This window comes from Actinobaculum sp. 352, assembly GCF_003957265.1.
Taxonomy (GTDB): domain Bacteria; phylum Actinomycetota; class Actinomycetes; order Actinomycetales; family Actinomycetaceae; genus Asp313.
In genome coordinates this window covers 160,462-185,313 of record NZ_RQSN01000007.1, presented here as the reverse complement: position 1 = coordinate 185,313, position 24,852 = coordinate 160,462, and the positions used below count along the sequence as shown (strand labels likewise).

Genomic DNA, 24,852 nt, shown 5'->3' with positions numbered 1-24,852 from the left:
AATCGTCGCATTACCGGCCACCTGCAAGAGTTTCAGCCACAACTCGGCCGTCGGCTCAATATCCCCGGCCTTGACCGCTTCCAATGTTTCCCCCGCCTGACGAAGCGCCTCCTCAGCCTGTGCGATCCGCTCATCACGCGCTGCGCCAGCCTCCTCGAGCTCCTGTTTTGCTGCATCCAGGTCACCGGCCAGGCCTGGCAGCACGATCCGTTTGACCGGTGTAACATCGGCGTCCATGTTTCCCGGGTGCGCTTCGAGCGGTCCTAGCACCTGGTAGGGACGCCCTGCTGTGTCCACGAGCACGGACACGCGGCCATCTTCGACATACACGCCAGGAGCTGCGGGCAGAGTGAGCTCCTCGCCGCCCATGGACACGACCGCTTTCCCGTCGTCATCCGCGAGAGAGACGAGCGTGGCAGTGCGCACCGGCATGACCGTGCGCGGATTCCCGCCTGCTGCCTTCTTCGCTGCCTGTCGGCGGGCCGTGGTCAGTTCTGTCTTCCGAACCATTCCTATACCTCCGTTGCAATATCGATAACCATCGTGTCGGCGTGGGTCAGTGGCCAATCGACCCCGGTGACCAGCCCCATGCGGGACACATCGTTCACGGTGACGCGTACCAGGTCGTATGGTTCGATCCGCCAATCGGGGATCAGTTCGACGGGTACTATCACGGCGCGGGCGAGGCTTTTCGTCAGCTCGGCCCGTGCCACGAGCGAGGCTTGCGCCAGGTTGGGCACGTCCGCTCCGGAGATCTCTTTCGACCTCCACCCGAACCGGTTGACGGCGTAGCGGCCGTCCCGCTGGGCGAATTCGGCGACCTGGTCGGAGTCTTTCACCGGGACAATAATGTGATTGAAGATTTGGGCGCGGTCTAACGTGATCTCGGTGTCCACGACCGTGCCACCAACTCCGCCGGTAATGGTCATCACCGGGGTGCCGGTCGGCTCCGGTACGGGCCGGATCCGCACGTCAGCATGAGGGCTGAACGTCGCATACGCTCCGATGACTTCGAGGAGCGCGGCCCAGGCTTCGCCACGGTCCGTGCCAATCGTGTAATCGGACGGGATTCTCCGAGCGACAAGGTCTCCTGACCAGTCCAGGCGGACGCCGTCCTCCACGGCGAGGGCCTGGAGGACGGTTAGCGCGGATTGGCGCACATTCACCGGTTTCGCCGCCGCGTATTTGTGGTCAGCGATAGCGGCGGTGAGGAGTTGGCCGGTCACCTCGATGGTGCCGCCGTCCTGGCGGCGCACCTGGCTGATCTGATAGGTACCCATGGACCAGTCCCAGACGGCCGCACCAGACCTGGCATGACATTCGACGTGGACCCGGTGCCCCTCCGAGCCGACCAGGCCCGTCATGATGACGTCTTCCCCGGCCTCCGTGAGTATGGGCAGACGCAGCCCGGTGACCTGTACGGATGGGGATTGGTCGGCCTGCCAGACGACGTGGCCAGCCATGACGGGCAAGACGACGGCCTGTCGGCCGAGGGTGACGCGGACGGTGGTCCAGAATCGTGCACCGGCCAGCTCGCCCGGTGTGGGGGTGTCAGTCCGCATTCCACCCACCCTCCGCGAGTGTCCACGCCGTCTCTGATTGCAGGTCCCACACGGTGGGGAATCGTTGCTCGACGTCCCACCAGGTCGCTGCTGGCACGCCTCCTGGGCGTATATCGGTCAAGTCCACGGTCTGGAAGGTTGCCGTATACGTCATCTCGCCGAGGTCCTTCCGGGCCGTTACCGTAGAGGACACGGCACGGATGATCCCCGCCCGTGCCGGTGGGACGACACATTCCGGGACGGGGCAGGCCACGTGGTGGACGACGACGGGTTGCTGGGCGCGGATCAGCCGTCGCATGGCACGCACATGTACTCCCTCGATGCGTAGGTCGAGGGAGGTTTCTGCACGGGTTGTGGCCTGTCCGTAGACTGGCCAGGCACGGCCACCGACTTGGTGAACGGTCACGTCCGGCGTCTCGTCGTCCTCCCACTTGTGCGGCAGGATCGCCGGGACGACTGTGCGACCGTCGAGGGACGTGACCGCCCCGTACATGGCGGCGTCCCGGCGGATGGGAGCCGCGTCTTGCCCTCCTTGCGTGTAGACAATATCCGTGCCGATTGGGGCCAGCGGATCGATCAGAGAGACTCCGACCGGTGAAGATGCAACCGTCCACTCCCACGCCCCGTCTACTGTGCGGCCGGTGACGGGCTGGCCGGGGGTTATCCCGTTCAGCATGATTCGATCCACCAGTGTCGCCGCGTCGTGTACACGTTTCACGGTGACCATGCGCGTTACTCCCATCGTGCAGCTTCATCTGCTGCCCGCTCGACAACCTCACCGGCGACCACGCGGGCCCGGGCGAGGATTGAGCCGTCCGCGTCCACAAGGGTCACTCGGTCCGGCAGGGTCGCTCCGGCTCCCCGTGCCGCCAGGGTAGAGATCGCATCCCATTGGGCCTGGGTCAGTACCGGTTCGGGGCTGCCGGTCAGGTTCGCGACCGTTGCCATACCGGGCATGAGCCAGCCGCCCTGGTCATAGCGCGGAAGGAGGGGCAGCGGATTGTAGGGGGCTTGCCAGTTGCCTTTGTTCAGCTCCCAGTGCAGGTGGGGGCCGGTCGCGTTACCTGTCGCGCCGACCAGGCCGATTAACTGGCCTGCGGTCACCGCTTGGCCCCGGTGGACCTTCGACGCGGACAAATGACCGTAGTAGGAGCCGCCGTATTGGCCGTGGGACAGCATGACGCCGATACCTGACCTGCCCGCCAGGACGTTCCAGCCGGTGCCCAGCACGGTGCCGGACCGGTAAGCATACACTGGGGTGCCGGTCGGGGCGGCCAGGTCGATACCCGCATGGTAGCCGCCGTAGCGGGATACACCGAATGTTGACGTGAGCACGCCACCCTTGACGGGCCTGCGTGTCGCACCTCCCAGCACGACGGCGTTGCGTTGCAGATCTTTCAGATCCTCCGCGCCGGACAGAGCGGCCTCATTCATGGCCGCCGCATTGTTCTTCGCTTCTGAGGTTTCCCCGGATTCGTTGGATTCGTTGTCGATGCCGCGTACCCACTCGAGCAGGTTGTCGATAGTGCGGCGAAACGCATCACCGACCATATCGGAAATCGTGCCGTGCCCTTCGACCATGGACGCGATCTTCTCTTTAATCGGGTTGAGGACGAGTCCAGCGGCGTCGGCCAGGCGGCCACGCACCCAGGAGATCCCGTCGGCAACGAAATCTTTCACGCCCCGCCACGTTTTCGACCAGGCGTGGCCGAGACTGTCCCAGAATCCACCGATGGGCAGCAGGGACTGCGACGGGGACGACCCCAGCGCACCCTGCAGCAGGCGTTGGTCCCCGGTTTTCAGGGCGTGGATCGCACTCCACGCTTCGTCTGGGGTGTACATGCGGTCGGGCCTGAGATAGGGGGAGATGTCCGCACCTGCCAGGGCGGCCGCTGTTTCTTCGGCCGTGTACACGCGGGATGGCCGGGAGAAGTTCACTAGTTCGGGTCCTTCCTCACCGACTAGCGTCCACCCGGGCGGTGTCCACCCGCCCTTCGCACGTGCTTCCCAGTTCAGCGGGCCAGCAGCCCGCCTGCCAGATGTTGACGGTTTCGTGTTGGATCGGGACTGGGTGCCGAACGGGTTAATCGTTGAGGCTTCCTCCAAGCGAATGGACGAACCGACTGCTTGTGCGACCCAGTTGAACGCCTTCCGGATACCGTTGTTGTACACGGTGTCGATCACAAAGTTGATCGGTTTGACCAGCAGGTTCACCATCGCTTCCCACGCGCCTACCACGACGTCTTTCACCGTCTCGAACGCTTGGCCGACCAGGCCGACAGCGTCCTTGACCGCGTCGAATGCGGGACGGATAACGTTCTCCCATGCCCAGCTGATCGCCCCGGAAATCCCTTCCCAAGCTGGCCGAATAATGGTTTCCCATAGCCAGGTGAACACGGGGCCGAGCACGTTATTGACCGTCCATTTGATCGTGTCCCAGATAATCCTGATGACGTCCCATGCATTTCGGATAACCTGGGTGATCTTGTCCCACACCTGTTTAATGATGGTGTCGTATAGCCAGGTGAAGATCGGGCCGAGCGTGTTGGTAATGAATCCCCAAATCGCTTCGAACGCGGGCTGTATCCGCTGCTCCCACGCCGTCTTGACGGCAGCGGAAATCTTTTCCCAGATCGGCCGGACAGTGTTCTCCCAAAAGCCCTGCAATGCCGGAACTAGAGTGTCCATAATAAACGTGCGGATCGCTTCGAACGCGGGCTGTATCCACTGCTCCCACGCCGTTTTCACCGCGCTAGAGATCACTTCCCAGACGGTTTTCACTGCGTCACGGAACCACTCGCATTTCGTCCACAACAACACAAGAGCGGTGACAATGGCAGTGATGATTAGCAGGACCGGATTCGACGTGACCAATGCTTTGAGCACCACAGACAGTGCGGACACGGCCTTCTTCACATCCGAAACGAACTTTGTGACCTTGATCAGTCCGGCAGCTGCCGTGATGAACCCGGCAACCGCGCCGGTGATAATCGCAATGGTTTGCGCATTCTCCCTCACCCAGCTGGCAACCGGTTTCAGCACGTTATTCCACAGGTTCGTCAGTCGTTCGATCAGCATGTCAGCGACAGGACCGGCTTTTTCCCCCCACTCGTCAAACTTTTCCCCCAGCTTCGTGAGCAGGGGAGCTATTTTCGGGTAGATGGAAGAGATGAGTTTCTGGCCGAAGCGGGACATGGCGGCCTGCATGTTACGGAACGCGCCGCCTGTCGTCTCTCCGGCGGCAAGCGCGGCCCCTCCTACACCGCCTTCCATGGCTTGCCGGAAGATGTCGAAGGACACTTGCCCTTTGGAGCCGAGTTCTTGGGCTTCGGCGGCGGTGACACCCATAACGTCGCCGACCATCTGCCAGATCGGGATACCAGACTGCATGAGTTGCATGGCGTCTTGGCCTTGTAGTTTCCCCTGGGATGCGACAGACGCCCAGATCAGGCCCATGTCGCCCATGTCTCGGCCCGCGATTGTTGCCGAGTCGCCCACCAGTTTCAGAGTCTTTTCTAGTTCTTCACCGGATTGGATGCCAGCAGCGACGAGGATACCGGCAGTGGTGGAGGCCTCGTCGAGACCATAGGCGGTGCCCTGCACGGATTTCAGAGCGTTGTCCATAATCGCGGAGATTTCTTCCGACGACTTACCAAGTCCCTCGAGTTTTGCTTCTGCGTCTTCGATGGCTTTTGACCGGGTGAAGCCTTTTGTGACCGTGGTGATAAGTCCGGCGGTGAGGAGTCCACCACCGACTTTTGCGACTTTCAGCGCTCCAGTTTTGAATCGTTTCCCGGTGGAGGCGAGGATTTCCTCGCCGGTTTTATCACCAGCTGGTTCCCCAATCTCCTTACTGAGGGGGCCGAGTTCGGCGAGGATGGATTTCTTCGCCGACTCCTGGAATCCTTTGAACGATGGCTGGATTTGGACGGTGGCAACACCGATACGGGTCATGGGACACCACCTCCTTCTTACTGTTGGGTGAACATGTCCACCAGGTCTTGTGAGGCCTGCGGGGTCGCTTTCTTGCGTCTGTCCCACGCGGTTTCAGGGCGTGGGATCGGGTCCGGTGGGCGTCCTTTCCCGCCGAACGCGCGGACCACAACCTGTTGCAGGCTACGCATCGTGTCCAGCAGGGATGCGAGCAGTTCCGTGTCTTGCGTCCACCCGTATATGGCAGGCCTACTCGGCGTATCCCCTGAGACGGGATCGGGCAGACCGGCCACGTAGTCATCATCGTCCAGCATGGCGGCCCGTACCCGGGCAGTGGCTGGTAGCTGGTCGATAAGGACGAGCAGGTGCCGATAGCGGGACTCTTCGACCAGCTGGGACAGGTCGGCGGCATATTCGGAGGCGAGATCGGCTCGGATCTGCGGTTCCCACCGGGACAGCAGATCGCCGAGCCTTCTTATTCCCCCACCGACAATCCGGCGGTCGCCCAGGACACGACCTGCTTAAACAATGTGAGCCGGTCGATGGCGGACATGTCCGCCGCGGCGAGCTCCGCGTAATCCTCCTCGGACAGCCAGTACTTCATGGCCTGGTTGACGCCGAGTTCCACACCGTCGCCGGTCAGCGCATCAATCAGCGGTTTCGCACGGAGCGCCCGTTCACCGGTCCACCGTAGCGCGTCACCGAACGTGATTTCCTTCCCTTGAGCGATGCGGAATATGAAGGTTCGTTCCTCGGCGGGCTTGGGTGCGTCCTTCCGGATTGTTGCCAGGGTGAGGACTGTCGTGTTCTGGTTAGGGGTTGTCATGATGGGTTTCCTTTCCACTGGGGGTTACTTCTTGGGGGTAGGTTTGGGTTCTGGTTTTGGTGCGGGTTTGCGGACCGTATACCCGGCGGCGACCAGTTGTGTCTTCTCGGTCGGGTCAGAGGTGGTCACGATGTGACCGTTTTTCTGCAGCGTGTATGTAGCCATGAGGGGACCTTTCTCGTAGGACGTGGGTGGCGCGCGTTTCCTTTCGCCTGGTGGGGTGGTGGGGTGGAAAGGAAACACACATCAAAAAGGAAACACCCCACCACCCGGCTTGCTATGCGCCCTGCTTGAATCCGAGGGAGGTCGCGGCGGCCTTCGCGCCCGGACCGGCGATGAAGTTCCGCTCGGAGGTGCCCAGCGCCTTGTCGACCTCCGGGGTGAGCTCCAACGGGAAGGTAACGGCGTCCGTGGTCCATGCCTCTTCCGGGATGGATACCGAGTAGATGCGCGGGTAGAACTTGGCGCGGTAAATGTCACCATTGGCGGTGACGTCACGGCCGATGCGGATCATCCGGTAGAACTGTTTTTCCGGCAGTGCGGGCCGGTCAAACACGATCTCACCGTTCAGGGCTTGTTCGACGTCGTCCAGGGACATCATGTACGCCAAGGAAATAACATTCTTCCGGAAGGACTCGAGGCAGGTCACGGTCACGGTTTGCGTGGCCGAGGTAATATCACGGCGCACGGGTTGCGCGTACCCGAAGCCTTCTACGTCCTCAACGTTGACGTCGGTGGCGAGCGTGGATCCGTCGGTGGAGATGATACCAACCGGCCAGTAGCCCTCCGGTAGGGCCTTGAGTGCGCCGTTCTCGTCGGTCAGCGAGGTGATCGGGTCCGCCGTGATGGGGGCGAGCCACACCATTTGTTCGAGGATCTTCCGGACCTCGGACGTGGTATCGGCCTGATTCTTCAACTCAGAAAATGTAGGGGACATGGGCTATGACACCTTTCTGTTGGTTTAGTGGGTGGCACGGCAGACAGCGGATACTGTCAGCGTGATTAGAGATAGGTCGTCCGCGATGAACGGAGTGTCTGCCGGTTCGAGATCGACCGTGATCCGGTCGATCAGCCCCGCAGGGGTGACATGTGGGCCGCCGTGGTTCTCCAGCCGGTCACGGACCTGCTCGGCAACCTGTTCGGTGGCATCGCGGTCCTGTCCGTACATGTCGATCTGGACGCGGACGGTGCGCTGCCAGGTCACTGTCTGGGATTGTCCGGAGCGGCGGCGTATATGGGCGACCGGTAGGGTGTCGAGCTGGGCGGGCATCCACCGCACCGTTGTCACGAGACCGGCCAGGACATGATCGATGGCGTCGAGCACGTCGGGGAATCGTTCAGCCATTAGTCGTCGCCTCCTGTGAGGATTTCCTCGGCGGCAAGCTGGACAGCATCGGACAAGATCTCATACCAGGATTCCATACGCCGACGGGCCGGATGGGTGGAGGTGAGGAGCGACGCGGCACGCTGCGTGGACGCATTCCCCTTCCGATACGCCGGGGGTAATTCGACCACCGTGTCATCCACGGTGAAGGAGTCCGAATACACTCCGGGGCCGCCTGCTTTTCGGTCGTAGTAGCCAGTGGAGAGTTCCCCAGCGATAGCTTGCGCACGGGACGCGACACGAGATATCAAATCCCGCATGTCTTTCGACACGGCCAGTTCGACCATGCCATCAGGGTCCGGCTTGTACTTACCCGCCGATAGGAACTCTTTCGCCATTAGAGCCCCCCTGTGGGTGTGTGCCGGATGAGGTTAATCCGCCACCCGGCGGGCCATCGGATAGGGTCCCCGTCCACGTCCCACCGGCCCGGAAGAACAGACTCGGCCGGGGTGATGACCTGATCACCTGTCGCCCACGTCGAGTCGACGGGAGCGTACAGGGTGGCCCGGGTCGTGGTGACATCAGACAGGGAGCGTTCCTCTTCCGTTGTGTTCGGTGCGAGCAGGCAACCATCCACGGCGCTCTTTACGCCCGGGGTCTTGTTGCCGCGCACGTCCCGGCCCGCACCCGTCACCCGAGTCACCGACGTTTTCCATGCTTGAGGCAGAGCCTGAAGCGCAAACACCATGGTTAGCCTCCTGTCAGACGTGCCAGGACGTCGTCCTCAAACGCTGCAGGGCGGCCCTTGCCTAGGGACCGTTTCTCTGCGGCTGTCAGGTATAAGTCGCCGCCGGGATCCCGGAACGTGATCTGTTGGGAGAATGGGCCGACGGTTGCCTGCTGGGATGCCACGCCGACCAGGTCCATGTCCCCGGCAGGGGCGACCATGGCCCGCTTGACGACGGCGCAGGAGACGCGGCGCAGTGTCGCTTCTCCTGCCGCCTGCCATGTTGCCGGACAGGTATCACGGATCAGAGACGCCGCATCCATCAGCAGTACTTCGGCGCGGGCTTTCTCTGCCTCTGTCAGGGGCCGCCACCGGTCCTCTACGTCCTGCACGGTGGCGAACGCGTCACTCATTGGTCTTACGCCGTGCCTTCCTCACCGGTCCCGGTTCGGCCTCCAGTTCGATGCCGGGTAGTCGCAGCAACTGTTTCCCAGTCGCCTCGTCTACCTCGGCTATTCCGTCACGGAAGCGGACGCCGAGATCGGTCACCAGCAGATCCGGGTAAACGGTTGATCGTACGATCACGTCGTGACCTCCTTTTCGTGTGAATGGGCGGGACCGTCACCGGCCAGCGCGTCAATCAGTGACGGCCCCGCCCTGGCCTTTAGGCGGCGACGGTCAGAACGCCGTGCGCACGCTCGTTGCCGTAGACAAGACCGATCTCGCCGTAGAGTTGAGCGGCGTCAGATGCACCGGTCTTCGCCAGCGGCTCCACGAAGAAGTGCCCCTTACCTGGGATCTCGAGGAAGGCGGGCTTGCACTGCTCCAGGGAGACGACGGCGAGCGTGTCTGCGGGCATCCAACGGTTCAGCATGATGTTGGTCCGGCCGAAATCCGTCTCGATGTATTGCAGGTTCACCCCGCCGACGTTGCGGGACTGCTCCTGGTATTTGGCGTCCGTGACGAACGCGCGGGTCAGGGCGCGCTTGAGCTTGGAGCCGACCATGATGGTCCGGGTCTCCGTCTCCTTGATACCGCCGGCGTTCCACACGAGCTCCATCAGGTCGAGCACGTCCCCGGCTTCCAGGTTGTCTGCCGTATGGGTCGTGGTGGCCCGATTCGTCTCGATGGCCTCTAAGAGGCCACGAGTCTTGCGGGGCTGCGTGTTATCCGTGGGCTGTTGGAACGTGCCCTGGATAAAGGACAGTTCGACGTCGCGGGCAACCTGCTTGAGCTGCAGGTCGATCTGGTGGGCCAGCTCGTCTGCCGGGACGGCAGTGCCGCCGAGCCAGACGACCGGCTTGCCGTCCGTGGTGACCTGACGGGTTGCGCCCTGCCGCGTGTAGGACACTTCGACGCCCTCTTGGTGGATCTCGACGACGTTCGTCGCGTTGACCCGGGAGCGGCCATCAAAAGACGGCTTTCCGCCCTCGAGGCGCTGCCTGCCCGCTTCCGGCTCTCGCAGGTCTTCCGCCTGCCAGGAGAACACGGTAGAGCCAACAGACATGCCGCCGGACAGACCGCCGATGGCGGACAGGAACGGCGTGTCTTCTGGGGAGATCTGGAAGAGCTCGCCGACATAGTTGGGCAGGTTATACGTGGTTGCTTGTCCGGTGATACCCGGCATCACATGATCCTTCCATTAGGTGAGGCTCAGGCTTTCTTATCGCCGAGCTTCATAGCTTTCAGGGTTTTCACAAGCAGAGCATCACCGGCCTTTTCGGCTGCGGTGATTTGCTCGTTGATCGACATAACACCCGAACCTTCCGGTTCTTTGCCCTGGCTGGGCACCGGTTGCCCTTTCGGGGCCGGTTCCTTCTTCGCAGAGTCGTCCTTCTTGCCGCCAGACGTATCCGTGGCGGTGAGGGTGTCTCGCCATGCGGCGAAACGGTCCGCGAGCGCGTCTACGTCGCCATCTGAGGCGACGAGGAGATCGACGGGGACTCCCGTGCGGGCGGCGGCTTCGTAGGCTTTCACGCGGGCGTTCGCTGCTTCCAGGTCGGCCGTGGCCTTGGCGAGGGCGTCGGCGTTCTTCTGCGCGTCAGTCTTCTGCGCGTCCTCTAAGGCGGCCAGGCGCTGTGCAGCGTCCTGGTTTGCTTTTGCGCGGGCTTCCCATTTGCGTGCCAGTGCCTTCCAATCCGTCTCCGCCGTTTGCACGTCATCGCCGGTGGTGTTGGCCTGTGCGGGCTTGTCAGCATCGGCGGCGGGTGTCGGAGCATTTGTGGGTGGCATGATAATTTCCCCTTTCCGGGCATAGAAAAAGCCGCCCTGTGCAGGACGGCTATAGACAAGACACACCCCGGCGGTTATCGGGGTGTGAGAGTGAAGGGCTGACAGTCGGTGCTTCGACGGTCAGCCCTTCAGAAGGTTATGGGCGTGAGCTAGGAGGCTAGTTTTTCGCGCTCTCGCTCATCGTGAATCTTGCGCAGGTCCCGGCAGTCTTCTTCCATTTCCGGATCTCCGGCAACATGTTCTTCGATCTTGTCCAGCAAATCGTTTGGAACATACGCGTCCGCGTTCAGGAGGTCCGCGACCATGATCTGAAGCGCAGCCCAAGAGTCGTTAGGAATCAGATCAAGAAGAAAATTCGGATCTTCCGGAGAATAAGGCATGAGGTCACGGACAAGCTGCCGCCTGGGAAGTTCCATGTTGCGCCAGTAGGTCGCATAGTCGCCATAGCGCATTTCTCCTCCTCTACGCCTCATCCCAGTCCGGATAGAACCCTGCTATACGAGTGTGTCCGCGTTTTGTTGACGTGTATATGGTCATTTTAACGCCGTTGACCGTTCCCTCGCTATGCCCCCGGTTTTTCCCCCGTGGGGTGATCGGATGTTCACGGAGGAGCTGTTCGGCTGCGTCGCGAATATCCTGCGGCGTCCAGTCAGCGGGGAATTCTTTCCCGTTATGAGTCCAGCCGTATCCTGCGAGGTGTCCGCCGCCGCGTTTGTCGCCGTAGAGGACATGGTTCCATTCGATTGCGCGTAGCTGTGGAAGGTCTGATGGCCACCCGCCAGGGATCTCCGGAAACTGCTCGGGCGGGATTTTGAACCGGACCGGGTCAGCGCCGGGAGGGAGCAGGACCGCGATATCCCGTCGCCATTTCTCGTACACGTTTGCCTGTAGCGTGCCGTCTTTACTTGCTCCTTTCGGGAGCGGGGGCCATTTCCCGTCTTTGTACTCTTCCGGGTGTAGTTCCCGCATTTTCTTCACGATCTCGTTGACGGATGGATTAACACCGCCAACAGCTTCCTGGGCTTCCGTGTAGAGGGCGTAGTACCTGTCCGGATCATATCCGGACATGTGGGTGGCTTTCCGGTCCCACTCGGGCACGATCTCACAGTCGCAGTGGTCGTGGAACCGGTGGGAGGCGTCACCTGCCTTCTGCGGGGACGTGTACACCCAGCCCCTGGAGGCGAGCATCGTGCACCAAGCGCAGGTTTTCGCGCCCTGCGGGACGCGCGCCCAGCGCGGCTTGGACGGATCCCCAGCAATACAGCGGCGGATCGTGTCCCGCTGGGAGTATTTCATCCACCGGTCCATACTGCCGTTGAGGACACGGAGCGTATCGTCCGGGTTGTCACCCCACAGGTGCCCGGCCGCCCATTTGACCGTGTGCTCAATGGCTTCGCGAGGGATGTTCTCCCCAATGGTCGGTGCGTAGCGGGGGAGTCCTGCGACCTGCTCCCGCAGGTCTTCATACCACTCCAACGCGGCTGTACCAGCAATGTCGCCGTACATGTTCACCAGTGTGGGCACGTAGGTGACAAGAGCGTTACGCACCAATTCGGGCTGGGATAAGTCAAGCCGAGACCAGAACCGGGCCAAGTCACGCCGGGCCAGTAAATACACTTTGTCGGTGGACCTGCGGAGCCGTTGCACGTCGCGTACGGTTGTCACGACGGCACGTCCTCACCCACGCCAGTATCAGCCCCTTCGTTTGCGCGAACACCACCGAGAATCTCTGTGAGCGTCTGCTTGGCTTGGGATCGTGCCATCTGAGCGCGAATACGGGCGATCTGCTCAGCCGTATACCCCAACTCCTCCAACGCGACATCAGTCTCAGCAAGCGCCGGGATCGCGGAGATCTGCTTAACCATGGCATCAGACTGAGAAACGACGGACGGGATGGCCGGGTTACGCCACCGGGTAGAAATACCGGTCAGGTCTCCGGACGGCTCGGATAGGCCATCGCGGAGCATGACCGCGTTCTGGTAGACGCGGGCCAGTGCGTACCCGTATCCGCGATTCGCCACAGTTGCTTCGATGACGAGCTCTTCTTTCGCGGCGTAGATCGCGTCAGCCGAGGACGGATTGTCTTGCACGATACCCAACGCGGACAGAGGCAGGGACGTGGCAGCAGAAAACTCGCCCGCCAACTCCCGCAACTGCTCAACGAACGGCTGTACCGACTGTTGCGGTAGGCGTTCGACGTCTACGAGCTCGCCTTCCTCGGTGCGGGACAGACCACGTACTGCGCCGAGCCGCCATGACCATTTCTGCACTTCGGCCCACTGCTCTTCCGTGATCCCGTTGAGGAGCAGCCCAGGCGTTGTTAAAAACTCGGCGGCGACGTCCATGCGTAACGCGGTACGGATCGCCCGGTCTGTGATCGCCATGACCGGCCGGGAAATCCGGGAACGGCCCATCTGCCGATCCAATGATGGCTTAAACGGCAGTGGCTCGACCGGTACCCGGCGCAGGCCGTGGGGTACGTGCCGGGAGACGAACCAGCCAGCCCCGCTCGTCCGGCACTCAACGGCCTGCGTGGCCGTGATCAGTGTGAGAGCGGTCGGCCGGGCCAGGTCGTCAATGTCATCGATTGTCAGCGCACAGCGCAGAGACCGGGTGCGCCGGTCCCAGATCGCGGACGCCCACTGGGCCGTATACGGGCGAATCAGTACGTCCGGCTCACCCGATGCGACATCACCGAGTGTGGTCGTGATGAACGCTACCGAGTGAATCATGGAGGATGCGATTGTCTGCGAAATCTCCAGATCGAACCGGTTTGCGTGTAGCAGGGAGGCAAGCTCGAACGGGTCCTCTTCCCCGGACGGGGCAACAACCCCGTCCCACATGCACCGGTTCGCCAGCCCGTAGACTGCTTTCTCCGGCCATGAGGACACGATCCCCAGGTCTTTAGCCACAACCTCCGGGACGGCAATATTCAGCCCTTCCGGGATTCGTTTCGCGTCCATGTACAACTGGCGGAGCTGGTTCCGTGGCCGTTTACGCGCCCACACGGTGACGAGCTCGTTCACCTGGTCTTGCAAGTCCTCTGGCAGGCCGATAATACGGGGCGGGGTGAACGGGATCGGGGCCAGGTGCAGGTCGTGTCCATACATCATGTTGAGAAAGCCCCCGTCCGTGCTCGTGGTCGTCGTCTTGTTGTGCGTGTGGCCCAGTAGGCCAGTGACACGGCTTCTAGGGGCGTGTCGTCCCCATCGTCCGTGGTGGCGTGCCAGCCCCACGCACCGTCCGAGGCGCGACGGCGCGCGTCGCATACTTCCACCGACGCGTTCAACGCGTCACCTGGTCGTCCCACAGGATGTGTGACCGTGCACTCCTGGATGGCCGAGTGGAACAGGGCGCACGCCTTGTAATACTCGCTCGTCGTCGCCCCACGAATCACGGACGCTGGGACGCCCCGATCCCGCAGGAGACCTTCCAACGCCGTCGATCCAGACCTGCCAGACAGTGCAATCATTCCTGCCTGCTTCCACCGGTCAGCCAGCCAGTCCGCTAAGGCGGTCATCCCTCCCTCTGACGGGCCGGACCAAGAGCCGATCAGCTCCACGTGAGTGCCGACCGTGTGCTTAATCGCTCCGGCGATTGACATGCGAGACCCATCCAGATTGAAGGCGACACCGAAGCATCTCAGGCCGCCTTCTAGGCCGTCCGGCGCGGTCGTGACACCGGTGGATTCCCATTCGTGTTGGGAGATGAGTCGGCGCGCTCCTTCCGTGTCAAACAATCCGAGGGCTTCCCGGCGGAAGTTCTGCATGGAGCCAACGAGTTTCGCCATGCGCTGCACAGCCTGCTTGGATGTACGGTGCGGAAATGAAGGGTTCGCTTTCGCGACCTGTCCCCAGTCGATATGCCCTGCGGGCCATGTTTCCGGGCGCGTGTCATCGTCTGCGCCAAACTCGACATACAACGTGTCCTTATCCCCACTGATCGCTTCGCGTCGGCGGGCGAGGAATGCTTCCCCGGGGTCTTTCGGACGGGGCGGTGTACCCATCATGATCACGAGGCCATTCTCGGCAGCGTTCGTTGCCGGGACCATGTCCGATAGGGCTGCCTCCGTGAGGATCTGGGCTTCGTCCAGCACGAGCAGGTCAACTTTGTCGAATCCGCGACCGAACCCGGACTCTCGGGCACCGAAAAGGATCCGGGCACCATTCCGGAAAATGATCGCTTCCTTGCCGTTCGCCGTGCGCACCGTCGCGATTGACGGGGCAACGGTTTGCCGGTCGGCCATGGCCGCCATCTTCCCTAACGTTTCCTGACTGGTGCGCACCCGGTGGGCCGTCCAAATCACCGTCAGCCCAGGGCGAAGCAGGCACAGAGCGAAAACCATCCATCCAACCAGATAGGTTTTACCAGTCTGCCGGGGAATCGACATGACAGCGCCACCCACACCAGCCGCATACTGGCCGTCGTCCCGCTTCGCCAAAATCAGCGATCCAAGCCCGGTCTGCCACGTGTCAAAATGGATGCCCAACCGGGCACACCGCCGCTGAACCGCACCCCATCCGGTTGCGACGATGCCCGCCGGGACACAGAGTCGTTTCGCGACGTCAGACAGTCGAGGGGTCGAAGTCGTCGTCCCCGCCGTCCGTCTGCTCGGCATCCTCTGCCTCCTGTCGCTCCAACGCCTGAATCTCCCGGGACACCTCCATCAGTCGGCGCGACAGCGAGGACAAATCACGAGGCGGAGTGGCCTTATCGTCAATTGCTTTCGCGAGACGGTTGCGCAGCACGAGCAGGAGCTCCAACTGGGTGCCCTCATCCGCTGCCTTGGCGACCGACCGGCGCGTTGTAGTCTTCCGGGGCGGTTTAGTGTCCTGACCTGCTGGTGGAACCGGTTGGAGACGACGGGCAGGCATGATTCGTCACCTCACTGCAGGGTCTATATAGGGTGTGTGGAAAAACGGCCGGGGAGATATCCCACTATGTCACCGGGGTGTGCGGAAGGGGGCGGGGAGGGGCCTATCCCCCCTGTTTTCGTGATGTACGTCTCGTTTTCGGCCGGGGTGGGTTGTGGGAGACGCGGCTGGCTTGGTCGGGCGTCGGGCCGGGCTACCAGGTGATGAGTGTGGTGGTTGTGGCGGGTTGGTGTTTGTCCGGGGTGTGGCGGGTGGTGTGTGCTCCGCGTCGTTGGTTGCATTGACGGCAGATGATGCGGGCATTGTCTGGGGTATTGGTGCCGCCGTGCGCGTACGGGGTGATGTGGTCGGGTTCGGCCGAGTTCGGTTGCCTGCTTGTCGTGTAGGTCAACTGTGTTCCGCACAGTGGACAGTGTGTTTGTCCGTTGTTCTTCGCTTCTGTGAGCGCGTGCTCTCGCCATTTTCGATGGGAAGCCGTGCCGGTGCGTGACGTCGTCATCGTGATATGTCCTGGAGTGTGTGGATGAGCGGCCAGGCCGACCGTATGGTTTGCCGTTAGAGGGGCGACTGGTCGGGGTGTGCTTGTCCGGGGTGGTGGGTCGTTTAACGGTGTGGGGCCCGGTTTTCGTGACGGGGGTGGTCACTTGTGGGGGAGGGGGTGTTGTTGGTGGGGCGGGGCGTTTCATCGTCCCCGGGGCATAGTTCTTCACTGGAAAGCGTTTCACGATTGGCCCCCCGGGTCAAGTGTCGGCCTCTTCGGCGTGTCGGCGCTAGCGAGACGGTAGGCGTCTGCAAGGGGGATCGTCCTATCGGGGCGTTGGTGAAGTTGTCCCCGGGCGATCCAGACGCGAATCCGGCCACGTGGGACCCGCAGGAGGTGTGCGGCTTGGTCGCGGGTGACGTAGGGTGCGGTGGCGAGGATGCGGAGGCGTTGGTACTCGGCGATACCTTGCGCGGTCCAGTCATTGTCGCAGTCTTCGCAGTGGTAGACGTCGGCGACGCCGCGGGCGGTGACGGGGTGGACGAGGGTCTGTCCGCAGGTGGGGCAGTGCCGGTCGGTGGGGATGGGGGTGAGGCCGCAGGCTTGTTGGAGTATGTAGTGGACGGTGTTGAGCTCGGCGGCGAATTGGTCCATGGCGGGGTAGGAGATTTCCGCCCAGGGGAGGTTGGCGTGGAGCCAGAGAAGGGGTTGGCTGGTGGGTTGGGGTTCGCTGGGGGTGTCGCGCCATGTCCACCACGCGGTTGCCCACGCCTGGGCCCATTGGTCGAGACCGGTACGGCTGCGGATGCCTGTCGGGTCGGCGGGTGGGGTGTCCCAGTAGTCGAGCGTGGCGGATAGGCCGAAGGGCAACGTGTCCGGTTTCGATGGGGATCCGGTGACGGGCCGGGACGGATCGGCGGCGTGCACTGGCGACCATGTCGCATGCGGATCCGGCATGGACGCTGCGAGGCGGATCACGTCTTGAAGCCGAGCGGCAAGATTATCTCTCATTGGTCCTTCCTGGCAGGTGCGGAGTACAACGTCGCGAGTGCTTGGAGGATGTGTCGGGTGGTGTGGTCGGTGTGGTTGGTGATGGCGTTTTGTAGGCGTTGTGGGGTGTTGGTGGTTTGTGGGGTGTGGTGGCCGCAGGTGCAGGTGATGAGGGCTCCGTTGGTTGTGAGGTGGTGGTAGGAGAGTGTGCGGGCGATGACGTCGTATTCGTCGTCGGGGTTGATGGGGGTGTCTGTGGGGTTACGTGTGGTGAGGTGTGCGGCGGGTGATTCGGGTGGTGTGGTGGTGTCGCGGGGTGGACGGGTGTCCGCTGCGAGCTGGCGTATCGTGTGGAGGGCGTCGTGGATGGCGGTGTCGTAGCCTTCCGAGTATTCGGGGCTGAGTCCTTGGGTGATGTCGGCGTGGATCTGGTGTCGGTTGGGTTCTAGGCCTGCGATGCGGTGGTATGCGACGGCGAGGGTGGTCATGCGTTGTCTCCGTGTTCGTGGCGTTGTGCGCGTGCTTCGTTGTTTTGTTGGTCGAGGAGGCGGGCGAGGTTGCCGGAGGGGTCTGCCGGGTCGGGGTAGCCGATGGTGGCTGCGAGTCCGGCGAGGCGTGCTTCGTAGCGTGGGCTGTTTGTGGGTTGGTTGAGGAGGATGAGGGCTTGTGCGATGGCGCGGCCTATGTCTGCTATTTCGAGGGTGGCGTGGATGCCGGCGGCGGCGAGGCATCGCCACGAGTCTGTTGCCGAGGTGGTGCGGGATGCTGCCAGCAGCCGGGCAGCGGCCTCGGCGTGGGTTTCTGGTTTTTCCGTGGTCATGCTTCCTCGTCTTGGTTGGGTTGAAATCCGACGGTGCGGGGCGTGCTCGGGGTCTCCTGCTCGTACGGCCCGCTGGCGTCGTCGTAGGGCTGGTCGGTGTCTATGGTGATAGTGATTCTCACTGCTGGCCGTCCTCCGGGTTGGCTAGGGCTAGTAGTACGTCTGCGTGGCATGGCTGGTCGGGCGGGCAGTAGCAGGCCAGGTCGTGCCCGCCCAGCGTGGCGCGGATGTCCTCGACGGTTGGTGCTTGGCGTGCGTTTTTGCCGTTCGCGAGCCGCACGACGCCGGTAATCCAGTCGGTGTACCACTCGACGGCTTGGGCGGCGTCCCAGATGTAGGGGCGTGCTTTGCCGCCGCCTGAGTGGAGTTGGTAGGGCATGCGCTGGCCGATTATGGCGGGGTTGCCCCAACGGGTGGGGCGTCCGACGTACCAGGCGGGCTTCCCGCAACCGCAACCACAGAGAGGCATCTTCCATCCCCTCGTGCGGCGGCGCTGCACGCGTTTCGGCGTGTAGGTCATGGTGCTAATGACTCCTTGAGGTAGCGTTCGACGTCGTCTAGCGCGGCCTTGTAACCGTCCTTGTAGGAGCCCGGCCCATCGTCTCTGAGATAGTGCGCCTCATGTCGTAGCTCGTTGAGGACAGTCCGAATGTGCTTGGGGAGTGTTTGGCCGCGCAGTCCCTCGATCTGCTCAGATATTCCGAGTATGGCCCCTGTCAGTGCCGAGGTTTGCGCTGTCGCCGTGCTTACATGTTGGGTGGCGTCGCGCAGCAGCGCTGCAAGGTTGGGGCTAGCTTGGTCGTCCTCGCTGCCATGTGTTGTTTCGTAGGTGGCGGCGAAAATATCAGGGTCGCAGGGGTAGAACTCACCTTTAACGCCTTTGATGATGTAGTGGCCGATGGATGCGCGCATGTCCCCTTCGAGGGTGCGGATCATGAGCATGCCGTCGGCGGGGTTGATGTACCATCCTGTGTCGGTTCGCCCGTCCGCCGTTTTAAGGGTGTTGGGCCGGGACGCGTCGCCGATGAGCGGCGGGCAGCCCAGCTCGTCTAACAGGTCGAATGTGTAGTGGTTGCCGGTGAAGTGAAAAGCGTCGATCACAACTGGCTTTTTGCGGAATCGTGGCATGATTTATGTCCTTGTCGTTGTAGTGGCGGCAGTGGCTGGCTCTGAGAGCCAGACGGTTAGCTGATCTCCTGTCCCGCCGCGGACTGGTGGTCGAACTGCGTTTGGACTGCCCATTGCAGGGCGGCGATCAGCTCGACGCAGTGCCGGGTGGGGATGCTGGTATGCCGCCACGACGCGACGGGATACCCCGTCGGCTCTACGTTGTGGTCCCATCTGTACTCGTCGGCCAGGTCCTCGTGTATCTGCTCGGCGGTGGCGTCGAGCTGACGGCGAAGGAGGTCCGCGCCGGTGGCGTCGGTGCGCTGGCAGTGGGCGCGTAGGAGGCCGTTGGCGTGTAGCTGGTAGAGCATATCGGCCGCCTGTTTGGCGATGCTCTCGTAGGCGGTCGGCGTGGGCTGCGTGTAGTAGGTCATGATCTTCTCTCCTTAGAAGGGCGGAAGGCTGTCGAACGCGGAACCGGCGGGACTGTTGGCCTGTGCGGCCCAGGGGTCGTAGTCGTCACCCGCCTGCCCCTGGACCTGGCTGTGAGCCTGGCTGTTGGTGTTGGTGGTTTTGGTGACGTGGGCGGTCGCGTAGCGCAGGGTGGGGCCGATCTCGTCGACGGCGACCTCAAGCGCGGTCCGCTCGGCCCCGTCGTGCTCGTAGGTGCGGACGGTCAGCCGACCGGTCACGATGACGCGCATGCCCTTCTGAATGGTTTCGGCGACATGCTCGCCGTGCTCACGCCAGATCGTGCACCGGTACCAAGCGGTGGCACCGTTCTCCCACTGGTTCGTCTGCCGGTTGAGGGTGCGCGGCGTCACGGCCAGGCTGAAGTTACATACTGGCGTGCCGGACGCGACGTATCGGATCTCGGGATCTGCTCCGACATGACCGATCAGGGTAACGATGGGCTCTCCACTCACGATGCTCTCCTCACTAGGTCACGGATTCGCTGTTTGGCCTGGTCTGCTTGCGCTTGTTGGGTGGGATCGGCGCGGGCCGCTGCGAGCGCGGCGGTCTCGACGCGGCGGCGCTCGCGGTCGCGGATGCGGTTGTGTTCGCGGACTGCTGCGGCTGTGCTGTGATGTTGACCGTGGCGGGTCTGGTTGGTGTCTCGGCCGTCTGGGTGGCGGGTGGGTGGTCTGGGTGTGGTGTCGAGGAGCCAGCGGGTGAAGGCGGCGTCCCAGTCGCAGGCTTTGCGGTGGTGTTCGTGGGCGTGGAGGCGGAAGCGGGTCGCTTCGGTGGTGATGGATAGGTCTTGTTGGCAGGCGAGGTTGAGGTGGTCGGGGTTTGGTGTCCAGGTGTCGGGCAGTGGTGTCGCGTCCGTCGGCGGCGGCGCGACCTTCGCCGTGGGAGTGGGGGTGGGTGTGGTGTCGCGCGCGGGCGCGTTATATGTATCTATAGGTTCTATAGGTTTGTAGGACACGTGTGTCCCCCCGTTTGTCCGCCCGGACATATGTGACCCCCCGTTGGTTTTTGGCGGGATTTCGCCGTTTAGCGTGTTTTCACCCGTTTTCACGGGGGGACAATTTGTCCCCCCGTTCTGGACGGAAAATGTCTCAACCGATCCCGCATCCACAGGCTGGGCCGGGGCGGGTTCGGGTTCTGGCTCGGGGTGTTGTGTGGGTGTGGCGTGTGTGGCGTGTGTGGCGGCCGTGCGGTCGGCGTGGTCGAGGTTGAGGTTCCAGACGGTGGGTCGGCGGTCGGCGCGGATGTGGTTGACGATTCTCTGGTCCCCGCGGTGGATCACGCCGGAGTCCTCGAGGGTTTGGAGGTGTCGGCGGATGGTGCGGGGGGAGCAGTGTGCTGCGGCGGCGAGGACGGCGTGGGAGGGCCATGCTCCGGTGCCGTCGTCGGCGGCGTGGTCGGCTAGTCCGACGAGGACGAGCCGGGAGGTGGGGTTATCGACGGGCGCCTCGTAGATCGCCCAGAGGATGGCGCGCAAGCTCATGATTCCGCCCCTTCCTTGGCTTCTTCTTCGATGGTTAGTGTGATGATGTGGAGGCCGCGTGGGCAGGTGCCGTTGGCGCGGCGGTGGTCCGGGCCGATCACGTGGGTGTGGTCGTCGTCGGGCCAGATTCCCGCGTCGGTCAGCCCGTCAATCAGCGCCTTCGTGGTCGGTGCCGCGTTGTTTGGGTCGGCCCGGCCACGGGTGGGGTATTGAACCCAGGCAGTGACTCGCACGCGGCCACGGGGAGGGCGGAGGCGCTGGGCGCGGGCCTGCATGGCTGCCAGGCGGCGGAGATTCATCGTCTTGCGCCTCGTGACGGCCCAGTGTGTATTGACCCGGCCGGAATGGTTTGCGCTCATCCACAGCGTAGGGCCGAGCGTGAAACTAATTGTCTGCGTCCTCATGCGGCCACACCTCCTTCCAGGAACGCCCCAGTGGGCCGGTCTGTCGTGTGGACGGGGAGGACAGCACGAATGGACCGGGTGCCCGGTTCCCACCGGGTGGCACCGGCACCGGTGACCTGCCAGCCGCGTCGGCGGGCCTCCGCCTGGGTCCGCGCCAGAGCTTCGGCGCGTAGGTCCGCGAGGGCACGGGACCCATCAATAACGGGGAAAACCATCACGAGGCGGGTCATGAGGCGTCACCATCATCGGTGGGCTGCATGAAGGAGTGCTCTAGGACGTTGCCGCACGCGTGGGTCAGATTACGGGCGAACCGTTCGGCGTTGATCAGGTCCAGTAGCAGTGATACCCGGCGGCCACCAGACGCGGTCAGCTCAACCTCAACATGGCCCGGCGGGCGGGGGCACACCCTTGCGGATGCTGGCACCGTCTCCCGCTCCGGGGGCTCGTGCTTGCGTCTAGGCCACAGCATGCTGCTCCTCCTCACCGGTCAGCGTGCGCTGGGTGGGGGTGGCAGCCCAGACCGTGTACCGGCGCGGGGACCCATCCGGTCGGGTCGTACCAGCCGCCTCAACCAAGCCTGCGCGTACAAGGTCGGCGCGGGCGCTCCGTAGACGCTGCCCGGACCAGCGGCCCCCATGCGAGATGACATAATCAGCGATCTGCGGATCCGTCATCGCCCCACCCGTACGCAGCGCGGAAAGAACGGCCTGCTCGGAGGCCCGCATCTGCCCATCACTGATCGCCTGCGCGGCCTCCCACGACGTGACAGGATCAGACGTCCGGGCCACCGGCCCATCAAGATTCGGGAACACGGTCATGACGCTGCTCCCTCCCTTCGTACGGTCTGCGTTGTGGAGATGGGCTCGAGCATCGTGTCCGTGTTCACAGCCCACACGATTGAGTGGCCGATAATGTAGGCGACAATGTGACAGTCCCACGCGGCTGTGTATTGTTCTCCTTCGTCTTGGGGGATGACTCGCGACCAGTACTGGTCGAAGTGACGGAAAGCAAACCGGCGGGCCATCTCCTCGCTGGGCGCTTTGATCTTGGCGACCGCCTTATCCGTGATGAGCGGGTTAATAGGATGCGGTTCGTCGGCATACTTCACACCGAACGTCACATAGTAGATAGGCATGAGGCGTTTCCTTTCTTCGATTGTTTGAGGTTGCGTCGGTAGCAGGTGATACACAAGGGCCCGGCAGCGCCGTAGCCCATCGTGTCTGGCATGGCCTGCTTGCTGGTGTGGAGTGGTCGGGTTAGTCGCCCGCAGGACAAGCACGGCTCGGCCGTGCGGGGTGTGCTCGTTCTGCGTCCGCCGTAGAACCGTGCCGCCCATACGCCTGACAGGCGTATGTTCTTCGCGAGCAGACTGTCCGCGTACTCCCGGCACGCCGCGAGCGCCGGACAAGCCGTGCACCGTGCGCAGGCCGTGGCTGTCTGGTCTTTATGGCTCGGCTCGGGGAACCAACCATCCGGATCCGTGCGGCATAACGCGTCCGTGAAAATGTCACTCATCGTCGTCACCGGTCCTGGTAGTGGGTGTCAGGGCTGAGGCGGCGAAGAGGCAGGCGATCACACCAGCCGTACCCAGGACGACGTCGCTAGCACTGTGGATCATGCTGCCGTTGACCGCGAGCGCGGAGGCGAGGACTGTGAGCGCGTAGATCGCCGTGTAGGCGAAGATGCGTAGGACGCGGATTGCTTCGCGGTCGAGGTAGTGGAGGATGCGTTTCATGCGACCCGCTCCGTTGTGTGGGCTTCGGTGCTGAAGGCGGTGTTGAGCATGGACATGATGTGGGGTGCGTCAGCGTCGTAGACGATGGACTCACCACAGGCCAGGGCGACCACTCCGGTGCGGGGATCGCTGGCGTGGTAGGCGACTGCTTCGGCGCGGGTGAGGATCCTTGACCAGTATCCTGCGAGGTGGTGGACGGCGGTGGCTCGGGCTTCTTCGAGCGTGTTGGCCATGATCATGACCAGGGACAAGTGATCGATCCGCTTAGACGCCGGGTGTGGCGTGTTCGAGTACTTCATGCCGAACGTGACGAAGAATGACTGCATGATATGATTCCTTCCGAAACTATTTGATTTGTTTGGCCGCGTCCCGTGCCCACCATGGGGCGCGGCATTCCTTTTCTGTGGTCCTCGATGGAGAGGGGGGTGAATTAGCTGTGCTCACGCGACGTGAACAGTTGGCCGAAGCGCTCACGAACATTCAGACTGGGACGGACAAGGCTCGTGTACTCAAAGACCGGGCCGAAGACCCGGAGGTGGCGGAACTTGCGAAGGCCGTCTACGCGTTGACCGACTGGGGTCGTATGAACGATCTGGACTTGTAGGCCATGCTGGGTGGCGATGGTGTGAAGCAGGCTGATCAGAGTGTCTGTGCTCATTGGGTTCGTACCGTCGAGTAGGTCGACGAGCTCGACTGCTTCACGCCATCCCTTACGATGCTGGCCCATTTCTCCCGTGCTCCTTTCCAGGGGTGTGTCATGTGGTTGCTTGCCCAGGGCGGTCTTCGTCCAAGCCCGCTAGCCAGGCGTCGATTGAATCGACCTGGTAGACCGGTTTCCGGCCCACGAACCGGCGAACAATGCGCGCGCCGTCCGCGAGTGCCCGGTCAACGGTCCGTGCGGCGATACCGAAGACTTCTGGGATTTGCTCTCGTGAGACCCATACCGGCCGGGATTCACCCATCAGGCCGCCTCCACGTATGGTGTTGCGGGTCCTAGTTGCCGGTTGTATGACGCGAGCGCACGGCAGGCCTGCCGGTAGGACAGGTAGCTACGCCGGTAGGCCGCGTAGAGTGCGTCCCGCCAGACCAGTACCGGGTCCACCCGGTCCGGGTTGTTTGCCTTGTCGACAGTCGTGAGGAGAGCAGCCTCCCACTCCCAGCACTCGCCACCCATCACGCCACCCCCGCTGTGTCATCCTCGACGAGGGTCGCGACCTGATCGAGAGACGATGCTAGGCCCGCAGCGACAGCGCCAGCCATGAATCGAGCCGTCGGCATCGCCTTTCCGGTCTTAACCTGGCTGTAGAACTGTCGAGTGACACCGATAGCCGCAGCGACAGCCGCATCGGTCAATCCGATTTGAGTTACACGATCTAGAAATGTCTGCGATAGCCGCAGCTCGGGTGAATGTGTATCCATAACGCCTCCTACTCGCGACGAGTAATTGATTACTCGTATCGCATAACTCGACGATACACTGGTGTGGCGTGCAAGTCAACCTATTGCACATAGAAAGCTATGCGCTACGAGTAGCGTCTGTTAAGATGGGCGCATGGATATACTCGACTGGTACAAGGCGACTGTCGGAGACGACTCAGAGAACACGGTCGCAAAGAAGGCCCGTATCACGCAGGGCACGCTTAACCGTCAACGCCATGCTGGAACACTCTCACCAGATACTGTCATCGCAATTGCAACGGCCTACGGCGCAGACGTTATTGAGGCGCTTGTCATCCTTGGTTTTATTACTCGCGAGCAGGTCTCGCGCCATGGAATATCGGCAACACTCGCGGATGCGACAGACCTAGAGCTTTCCGAAGAAATCCTGCGTCGTTTGAAAGCGTCGCCCGGGGAGCATTCGGTATTTGACCGGTGATGATTAG

General features: G+C 62.6%; 40 protein-coding genes. 2 read left to right on the top strand and 38 right to left on the bottom strand.

All coding sequences use genetic code 11. The features are described from left to right. The 35 genes from EKN07_RS09020 to EKN07_RS08845 all read right to left on the bottom strand — a co-directional run. Positions 1–510 (bottom strand): hypothetical protein (locus EKN07_RS09020; protein WP_206435705.1); only part of this gene is annotated, 510 nt, incomplete at its 3' end. A gap of 2 nt (positions 511–512) precedes the next feature. Next, positions 513–1,562, bottom strand: coding sequence for a hypothetical protein (locus tag EKN07_RS09015; protein WP_126146220.1), 1,050 nt, complete (start codon positions 1,560–1,562; stop codon positions 513–515). After that, positions 1,552–2,304, bottom strand: coding sequence for a hypothetical protein (locus EKN07_RS09010; protein WP_126146219.1), 753 nt, complete (start codon positions 2,302–2,304; stop codon positions 1,552–1,554). Before EKN07_RS09010 ends, EKN07_RS09015 begins: the two co-directional genes overlap by 11 nt. After that, positions 2,295–5,516 (bottom strand): peptidoglycan DD-metalloendopeptidase family protein, encoded by a 3,222-nt coding sequence (locus EKN07_RS09005; RefSeq protein WP_126146218.1) that lies wholly within the window; start codon positions 5,514–5,516, stop codon positions 2,295–2,297. Before EKN07_RS09005 ends, EKN07_RS09010 begins: the two co-directional genes overlap by 10 nt. Before the next feature lie 17 nt (positions 5,517–5,533). Next, a complete protein-coding gene (locus tag EKN07_RS09000) occupies positions 5,534–5,809 on the bottom strand; it encodes a hypothetical protein (protein ID WP_126146217.1) in 276 nt (91 codons plus the stop codon). Positions 5,810–5,970: 161 nt separating this feature from the next. Further along, positions 5,971–6,321, bottom strand: a complete 351-nt coding sequence (locus EKN07_RS08995; RefSeq protein WP_126146216.1) for a hypothetical protein — start codon at positions 6,319–6,321, stop codon at positions 5,971–5,973. Between the two features lie 277 nt (positions 6,322–6,598). Next, the gene (locus EKN07_RS08990; protein WP_126146215.1) at positions 6,599–7,258 is read right to left on the bottom strand and encodes a hypothetical protein; all 660 of its coding nucleotides are present in this window, start codon (positions 7,256–7,258) and stop codon (positions 6,599–6,601) included. A gap of 24 nt (positions 7,259–7,282) precedes the next feature. Further along, on the bottom strand, positions 7,283–7,666 hold the full coding sequence (locus EKN07_RS08985; RefSeq protein ID WP_126146214.1) for a DUF3168 domain-containing protein: 384 nt from the start codon (positions 7,664–7,666) through the stop codon (positions 7,283–7,285). Then, positions 7,666–8,043, bottom strand: coding sequence for a hypothetical protein (locus EKN07_RS08980; RefSeq protein ID WP_126146213.1), 378 nt, complete (start codon positions 8,041–8,043; stop codon positions 7,666–7,668). The genes EKN07_RS08985 and EKN07_RS08980 overlap by 1 nt, the downstream gene beginning before the upstream one ends. Next, positions 8,043–8,393, bottom strand: coding sequence for a hypothetical protein (locus EKN07_RS08975; RefSeq protein WP_126146212.1), 351 nt, complete (start codon positions 8,391–8,393; stop codon positions 8,043–8,045). Before EKN07_RS08975 ends, EKN07_RS08980 begins: the two co-directional genes overlap by 1 nt. Positions 8,394–8,395: 2 nt before the next feature. Beyond that, on the bottom strand, positions 8,396–8,785 hold the full coding sequence (locus EKN07_RS08970; protein ID WP_126146211.1) for a Gp19/Gp15/Gp42 family protein: 390 nt from the start codon (positions 8,783–8,785) through the stop codon (positions 8,396–8,398). Beyond that, the gene (locus EKN07_RS08965) at positions 8,778–8,957 is read right to left on the bottom strand and encodes a hypothetical protein (RefSeq protein ID WP_126146210.1); all 180 of its coding nucleotides are present in this window, start codon (positions 8,955–8,957) and stop codon (positions 8,778–8,780) included. The genes EKN07_RS08970 and EKN07_RS08965 overlap by 8 nt, the downstream gene beginning before the upstream one ends. Positions 8,958–9,036: 79 nt before the next feature. Then, positions 9,037–9,999: a DUF5309 family protein gene (locus EKN07_RS08960; protein ID WP_126146209.1), complete on the bottom strand. Its 963-nt coding sequence runs from the start codon at positions 9,997–9,999 to the stop codon at positions 9,037–9,039. A gap of 26 nt (positions 10,000–10,025) precedes the next feature. After that, the gene (locus EKN07_RS08955; RefSeq protein WP_126146208.1) at positions 10,026–10,604 is read right to left on the bottom strand and encodes a hypothetical protein; all 579 of its coding nucleotides are present in this window, start codon (positions 10,602–10,604) and stop codon (positions 10,026–10,028) included. Positions 10,605–10,753: 149 nt separating this feature from the next. Beyond that, positions 10,754–11,056 carry a hypothetical protein gene (locus EKN07_RS08950; protein WP_126146207.1) on the bottom strand — a complete coding sequence of 101 codons (303 nt, stop codon included), beginning with the start codon at positions 11,054–11,056 and terminating at the stop codon, positions 10,754–10,756. Positions 11,057–11,066: 10 nt separating this feature from the next. Then, entirely contained in the window at positions 11,067–12,269 is a 1,203-nt protein-coding gene (locus tag EKN07_RS08945; RefSeq protein ID WP_126146206.1) for an EndoU domain-containing protein, read from the bottom strand. Next, positions 12,266–13,717: a phage portal protein gene (locus EKN07_RS08940; RefSeq protein ID WP_126146205.1), complete on the bottom strand. Its 1,452-nt coding sequence runs from the start codon at positions 13,715–13,717 to the stop codon at positions 12,266–12,268. Before EKN07_RS08940 ends, EKN07_RS08945 begins: the two co-directional genes overlap by 4 nt. After that, entirely contained in the window at positions 13,714–15,222 is a 1,509-nt protein-coding gene (locus EKN07_RS08935) for a terminase (protein ID WP_241228165.1), read from the bottom strand. Before EKN07_RS08935 ends, EKN07_RS08940 begins: the two co-directional genes overlap by 4 nt. Continuing rightward, a complete protein-coding gene (locus tag EKN07_RS12875; RefSeq protein ID WP_206435704.1) occupies positions 15,170–15,478 on the bottom strand; it encodes a hypothetical protein in 309 nt (102 codons plus the stop codon). The genes EKN07_RS08935 and EKN07_RS12875 overlap by 53 nt, the downstream gene beginning before the upstream one ends. A gap of 721 nt (positions 15,479–16,199) precedes the next feature. Continuing rightward, the gene (locus EKN07_RS08920) at positions 16,200–16,970 is read right to left on the bottom strand and encodes a zf-TFIIB domain-containing protein (RefSeq protein ID WP_126146203.1); all 771 of its coding nucleotides are present in this window, start codon (positions 16,968–16,970) and stop codon (positions 16,200–16,202) included. Further along, complete coding sequence (locus tag EKN07_RS08915; RefSeq protein ID WP_126146202.1) at positions 16,967–17,437, bottom strand: hypothetical protein; 471 nt, start codon at positions 17,435–17,437, stop codon at positions 16,967–16,969. Before EKN07_RS08915 ends, EKN07_RS08920 begins: the two co-directional genes overlap by 4 nt. Beyond that, positions 17,434–17,769, bottom strand: a complete 336-nt coding sequence (locus tag EKN07_RS08910; RefSeq protein WP_126146201.1) for a hypothetical protein — start codon at positions 17,767–17,769, stop codon at positions 17,434–17,436. Before EKN07_RS08910 ends, EKN07_RS08915 begins: the two co-directional genes overlap by 4 nt. After that, a complete protein-coding gene (locus EKN07_RS13150; RefSeq protein ID WP_277600507.1) occupies positions 17,766–17,891 on the bottom strand; it encodes a hypothetical protein in 126 nt (41 codons plus the stop codon). Before EKN07_RS13150 ends, EKN07_RS08910 begins: the two co-directional genes overlap by 4 nt. Next, entirely contained in the window at positions 17,888–18,289 is a 402-nt protein-coding gene (locus EKN07_RS08905; protein WP_126146200.1) for a DUF4326 domain-containing protein, read from the bottom strand. Before EKN07_RS08905 ends, EKN07_RS13150 begins: the two co-directional genes overlap by 4 nt. Next, on the bottom strand, positions 18,286–18,897 hold the full coding sequence (locus EKN07_RS12870; protein ID WP_206435703.1) for a hypothetical protein: 612 nt from the start codon (positions 18,895–18,897) through the stop codon (positions 18,286–18,288). The genes EKN07_RS08905 and EKN07_RS12870 overlap by 4 nt, the downstream gene beginning before the upstream one ends. A 56-nt stretch (positions 18,898–18,953) precedes the next feature. Further along, positions 18,954–19,310: a hypothetical protein gene (locus tag EKN07_RS08895; protein WP_126146199.1), complete on the bottom strand. Its 357-nt coding sequence runs from the start codon at positions 19,308–19,310 to the stop codon at positions 18,954–18,956. A 12-nt stretch (positions 19,311–19,322) separates the two neighbouring features. After that, positions 19,323–19,802: a single-stranded DNA-binding protein gene (gene ssb / locus EKN07_RS08890; protein ID WP_126146198.1), complete on the bottom strand. Its 480-nt coding sequence runs from the start codon at positions 19,800–19,802 to the stop codon at positions 19,323–19,325. Beyond that, entirely contained in the window at positions 19,799–20,830 is a 1,032-nt protein-coding gene (locus EKN07_RS08885) for a helix-turn-helix domain-containing protein (RefSeq protein ID WP_126146197.1), read from the bottom strand. Before EKN07_RS08885 ends, ssb begins: the two co-directional genes overlap by 4 nt. After that, complete coding sequence (locus tag EKN07_RS08880) at positions 20,827–21,234, bottom strand: hypothetical protein (protein WP_126146196.1); 408 nt, start codon at positions 21,232–21,234, stop codon at positions 20,827–20,829. The genes EKN07_RS08885 and EKN07_RS08880 overlap by 4 nt, the downstream gene beginning before the upstream one ends. Further along, the gene (locus EKN07_RS08875) at positions 21,231–21,464 is read right to left on the bottom strand and encodes a hypothetical protein (protein WP_126146195.1); all 234 of its coding nucleotides are present in this window, start codon (positions 21,462–21,464) and stop codon (positions 21,231–21,233) included. Before EKN07_RS08875 ends, EKN07_RS08880 begins: the two co-directional genes overlap by 4 nt. Next, the gene (locus EKN07_RS08870; RefSeq protein WP_126146194.1) at positions 21,461–21,703 is read right to left on the bottom strand and encodes a hypothetical protein; all 243 of its coding nucleotides are present in this window, start codon (positions 21,701–21,703) and stop codon (positions 21,461–21,463) included. The genes EKN07_RS08875 and EKN07_RS08870 overlap by 4 nt, the downstream gene beginning before the upstream one ends. Then, the gene (locus tag EKN07_RS08865) at positions 21,690–22,052 is read right to left on the bottom strand and encodes a hypothetical protein (protein ID WP_126146193.1); all 363 of its coding nucleotides are present in this window, start codon (positions 22,050–22,052) and stop codon (positions 21,690–21,692) included. Before EKN07_RS08865 ends, EKN07_RS08870 begins: the two co-directional genes overlap by 14 nt. Beyond that, the gene (locus EKN07_RS08860; RefSeq protein ID WP_126146192.1) at positions 22,049–22,369 is read right to left on the bottom strand and encodes a hypothetical protein; all 321 of its coding nucleotides are present in this window, start codon (positions 22,367–22,369) and stop codon (positions 22,049–22,051) included. The genes EKN07_RS08865 and EKN07_RS08860 overlap by 4 nt, the downstream gene beginning before the upstream one ends. 372 nt (positions 22,370–22,741) lie before the next feature. After that, positions 22,742–22,969: a hypothetical protein gene (locus EKN07_RS08850; protein ID WP_126146190.1), complete on the bottom strand. Its 228-nt coding sequence runs from the start codon at positions 22,967–22,969 to the stop codon at positions 22,742–22,744. Then, positions 22,966–23,295, bottom strand: coding sequence for a hypothetical protein (locus EKN07_RS08845; RefSeq protein WP_126146189.1), 330 nt, complete (start codon positions 23,293–23,295; stop codon positions 22,966–22,968). The genes EKN07_RS08850 and EKN07_RS08845 overlap by 4 nt, the downstream gene beginning before the upstream one ends. A gap of 110 nt (positions 23,296–23,405) precedes the next feature. Here EKN07_RS08845 and EKN07_RS12585 point away from each other — a divergent pair, with 110 nt between their 5' ends. Next, positions 23,406–23,573: a hypothetical protein gene (locus EKN07_RS12585; protein ID WP_164546642.1), complete on the top strand. Its 168-nt coding sequence runs from the start codon at positions 23,406–23,408 to the stop codon at positions 23,571–23,573. A 151-nt stretch (positions 23,574–23,724) separates the two neighbouring features. Here EKN07_RS12585 and EKN07_RS08840 read toward each other — a convergent pair whose 3' ends face one another. The 3 genes from EKN07_RS08840 to EKN07_RS08830 are packed head-to-tail and all read right to left on the bottom strand — an operon-like array spanning position 23,725 to position 24,388. After that, a complete protein-coding gene (locus EKN07_RS08840; RefSeq protein WP_126146188.1) occupies positions 23,725–23,931 on the bottom strand; it encodes a hypothetical protein in 207 nt (68 codons plus the stop codon). Further along, on the bottom strand, positions 23,931–24,143 hold the full coding sequence (locus tag EKN07_RS08835) for a hypothetical protein (protein WP_126146187.1): 213 nt from the start codon (positions 24,141–24,143) through the stop codon (positions 23,931–23,933). The genes EKN07_RS08840 and EKN07_RS08835 overlap by 1 nt, the downstream gene beginning before the upstream one ends. Then, on the bottom strand, positions 24,143–24,388 hold the full coding sequence (locus tag EKN07_RS08830) for a helix-turn-helix transcriptional regulator (protein WP_126146186.1): 246 nt from the start codon (positions 24,386–24,388) through the stop codon (positions 24,143–24,145). The genes EKN07_RS08835 and EKN07_RS08830 overlap by 1 nt, the downstream gene beginning before the upstream one ends. Positions 24,389–24,521: 133 nt before the next feature. On the opposite strand from EKN07_RS08830, the gene EKN07_RS08825 reads away from it, so the two are divergent. Then, the gene (locus EKN07_RS08825) at positions 24,522–24,845 is read left to right on the top strand and encodes a hypothetical protein (protein ID WP_126146185.1); all 324 of its coding nucleotides are present in this window, start codon (positions 24,522–24,524) and stop codon (positions 24,843–24,845) included. Positions 24,846–24,852: the final 7 nt, after the last annotated feature.